We start from the raw sequence: 3,811 nt of genomic DNA, 5'->3' as shown, positions 1-3,811 counted from the left end.
TTTTTCCAGTATAACCGTGGTAAAGAAGGCCGGAAAGGACTTTGGGTGGTATTCCTGCTGTTTGTATTAACCGGCTTGGCCATTGTAATTTATCTGAACCAGTATCCGCATCAGCCACGCGAACGCGATTATGCGTATGCCGGTTCGTTCTATGCCTTTGCCATCTGGATTGGTTTGGGAGTGCTGGCCATTTCCGAAACATTGAAAAAATACATTCCTGAAACACTTGCCGGAGGAATTGCCGGACTGGTTACCTTGATTTTGGTTCCCGGAATTATGGGAGCCCAAAACTGGGACGACCACGATCGTTCGGGACGATATACTGCCCGCGATTTTGGTGCCAATTACCTGAAAACATGCCAGCCCAATGCGGTGATTTTCACCAACGGCGATAACGATACCTTCCCGCTGTGGTATAACCAGGAGGTGGAAGATGTGAGAACCGATGTTCGGGTGTGTAACTTAAGCTATCTGCAAACCGACTGGTATATCGATCAGATGCGCCGACAAGCTTACGATTCGGAGCCAATCAATTTTACGCTGAAACCCGATCAATACCTGTTGGGAACCCGCGATGCGGTTTATTTGCTCGACGATTCGCGCATAAAACGCGATTACATCGGATTACAAGAAGGCATTGATTTTATTGCCAACGATAATCCGGCTACCAAACTGCAGCAGGCCGACAATGCAGCTTATCTTCCGAAAAAGAAACTTCATTTTAAGGTGGATAAAGAAGCAGTGATCAGAAATAAAGTGGTGGCTCCGGAAGATTACGACAAGATTGTTGACGAGATCGTTATCGATTTGTCGGGCAAAAGTATGTTGTCGAAAGACGAAATGATGGTGCTCGATATGCTGGCCACCAACAACTGGGAACGCCCTATTTACTGGTCGATTACCGTTGGCCGCAGCAAATACCTGAATCTTGAGGATTATTTCCAGGTGGAAGGTTTTGCCTACCGTTTGGTGCCGATAAAAACGCAGAGTAATCCACAACAATTGCAGTTTGGCAGGGTAAATACATCCATCATGTACGATAACCTGATGAACAACTTCGAGTGGGGTAACATGAACGACCCTGAAGTGTACCTCGACGAAACGAATACCCGCATGATGACCAATATCCGGAACAGTTTTAACCGACTGGCATCGGCATTGGTTGAGGAAGGTAAAAAGGATTCGGCCATTGCCGTTATCGACCGGTGCAACGAGTTGTTGCCAAACAGCATTATACCTTACGAATATTTTGCCCTGGAACTGGCCAACAGTTATATCCGGGCCGGAGCAAACGATAAAGGTCTTGAAATGGTTGAAACCGCGTATGGCGTATTCAACGACGAACTGAATTATTATTTCTCGTTACAGCCTAAGTATATGGCTGGTATTGTTGAAGAGATTCAGCGCAAGCTGTTTTATATGCAGCAATTGCAGCGTTCGGCAGCAACTGCGGGTAACAGCGAACTGGCAGAACAAATTGGTGGTAATCTGCAAAGCTATTTCGAACGATATGGCAACATGTAAATAGTAAAAAATTAAAAGCAACATACTGATGAATATTTTGATTGTAGGCTCGGGAGGAAGAGAGCACGCTTTGGGATGGAAAATTAAACAAAGCGAAAAAGTAGATAATTTGTTTTTTGCACCGGGAAATGCCGGTACATCTGAATTGGGAACCAACCTGGATGCAGGTGTTTCTGATTTTCAGAAAATAAAAGAACTGGTGCTCGAAAACAACATCGACCTGATGTTGGTAGGCCCGGAAGTGCCTTTGGTTGAAGGACTGCACGATTTTTTTGCTGCCGATCCTGAACTGGCATCGGTAAAAGTTGTTGGCCCGAAAAAAGCCGGTGCCGAACTGGAAGGAAGTAAGGACTTCGCCAAAGCTTTTATGGCTCGCCACGACATTCCTACGGCAAAATATTTTACGGTAACTGCCGATAACCTGGATAAAGGAGTTGAGTTCCTGACCACCATGCAATCGCCGTATGTGCTTAAAGCTGATGGTTTGGCGGCTGGTAAAGGAGTGCTGATCATCGACTCGCTGGAAGAGGCACAAAACTCGCTGAAAGAAATGCTCGACGGGCAGTTTGGCGAGGCCAGCAGCAAAGTGGTAATCGAAGAGTTTTTGAGCGGTGTGGAAGTTTCGGTATTTGTTCTTACCGACGGTAAAGACTATAAAATCCTTCCTGAAGCAAAAGATTATAAACGAATTGGCGAAGGCGACACCGGCTTAAATACCGGCGGAATGGGTGCCATTACACCGGTACCGTTTGTTGATGCCGTATTCATGGAAAAAGTGGAGAAACGGATCATTGCTCCAACGGTTTCAGGTTTGGCAAAAGACGGAATCGACTACTGTGGTTTTATCTTCTTCGGACTGATAAATGTAAACAACGAGCCATATGTAATTGAGTACAACGTGCGTATGGGCGATCCGGAAACGGAAGCGGTTATGTTGCGTGTAAAATCCGACTTTGTTGAGCTGCTTGATGGTGCTGCCACCGGAACACTTGGCGAAAAAGAGATTGAATTCGACGATCTTGCTGCCGTAACTGTAATGCTGGTTTCAGGCGGATATCCGGGAGATTACGAAAAAGGAAAAGTGATTACCGGAACTGAAAAGGTAACTGACAGTCTTGTTTTTCATGCAGGCACAAAACAAGCAGGCGACGATGTGGTTACTGCCGGAGGCCGTGTGATTTCGGTAAGTTCGTATGGAAAGGATATGAAGGATGCACTGGCCACTTCATTTAAAAACGCTGCGCATATCGAATTCGAAGGAAAATATTATCGTAAAGACCTGGGATTCGATCTGTAATCCCATCGCTTAAAAAGACTCCGCACTTTGGCTGTTTTTATGTGAGAGCCAAGGTCCGGAGTTATTTATATTCTGAAGTGTTGAGAAGCAAAATGGCATGATACTAAAAAAGTTAAAGTCGAACAGTTCTGTAAGTTTGTTCCTGGTGCCTTTGGTAACAATTGCACTGTGGATAAAGAGCCTGCAGCACCCGTTTGCTTATAACTATTTCCCGGGCGAAGATCAAAACATCCTTTTTAATTTGATTTACCGGCTGGTTCACGACAAACCACTGGTGCAGGTTATTATCGGAATTGTTATGGCCATATTGCTGGCCTACACCATGCAATTGGTAAACGACCGGTTCATGTTTATCCGAATAAAAAGTAAGTTGCCTGCTTTGCTGTTTGTGGTTATTATGGGTGGTTTCGTGAAGATGCACACCTTGCATCCGGTATATTTTGGTGCATTATTCTTGCTGTTCGCTATTTACCGCTTGTTTGGCATTTTTGATACGAAAAAAGCCTATGCTTCCACTTTCGATGTAGGATTTTTGCTGGGACTAGGCGCGCTTTTTTACCTCGATGTTGCAGTGCTGATTCCTGCGTTTATTGTGGGTATAGCCTTGTTGGGGCGCGAAGTTGGGTGGCGCGAATTTACCACCTTGATCCTGGGATTCTTTCTTCCATTTGCTTTTTCTGCTGCCTATGCCGTGTTAACCGACAGCTGGCTGGAGGTGCTGAATATTATGAAAGAAAGTATCGTCACACCGGTTAATCATTTCCGTTCAAATATTCCCTTGCAGGTATACCTGGTAGCGCTAATATTATATACTATTGCCGGAAGTATCGGAATGTTTGGTCAATACGATACCAAAAAGATCAGCTCGCGAAAGTACTTCACCGTATTTTTCTGGATTTTTATTTTTTCGCTGGCCGGATTTGCGTTAAACCCGGTAACCTCGCAGGAAATGCTGGTTATTACCGCAATTCCCGTTACTTACCTTATTGC

The 3,811-nt window shown here is 44.9% G+C and carries 2 protein-coding genes and 1 pseudogene; all 3 read left to right on the top strand.

Annotated elements, in window-relative coordinates; genetic code table 11:
• Positions 1–1,524 (top strand): annotated as a pseudogene (locus ABZB17_RS21330) (hypothetical protein); the annotation flags it as partial.
• A gap of 28 nt (positions 1,525–1,552) precedes the next feature.
• Complete coding sequence (purD, locus tag ABZB17_RS21325; RefSeq protein ID WP_372653461.1) at positions 1,553–2,821, top strand: phosphoribosylamine--glycine ligase; 1,269 nt, start codon at positions 1,553–1,555, stop codon at positions 2,819–2,821.
• 97 nt (positions 2,822–2,918) lie between these two features.
• Positions 2,919–3,811 (top strand): DUF6427 family protein (locus ABZB17_RS21320; RefSeq protein ID WP_372653459.1); only part of this gene is annotated, 893 nt, incomplete at its 3' end.

This window comes from Draconibacterium sp., from assembly GCF_041583095.1.
Lineage (GTDB): Bacteria > Bacteroidota > Bacteroidia > Bacteroidales > Prolixibacteraceae > Draconibacterium.
The sequence above is the reverse complement of the archived record's forward strand: the minus strand, read 5'-3'. Positions and strand labels throughout refer to the sequence as shown.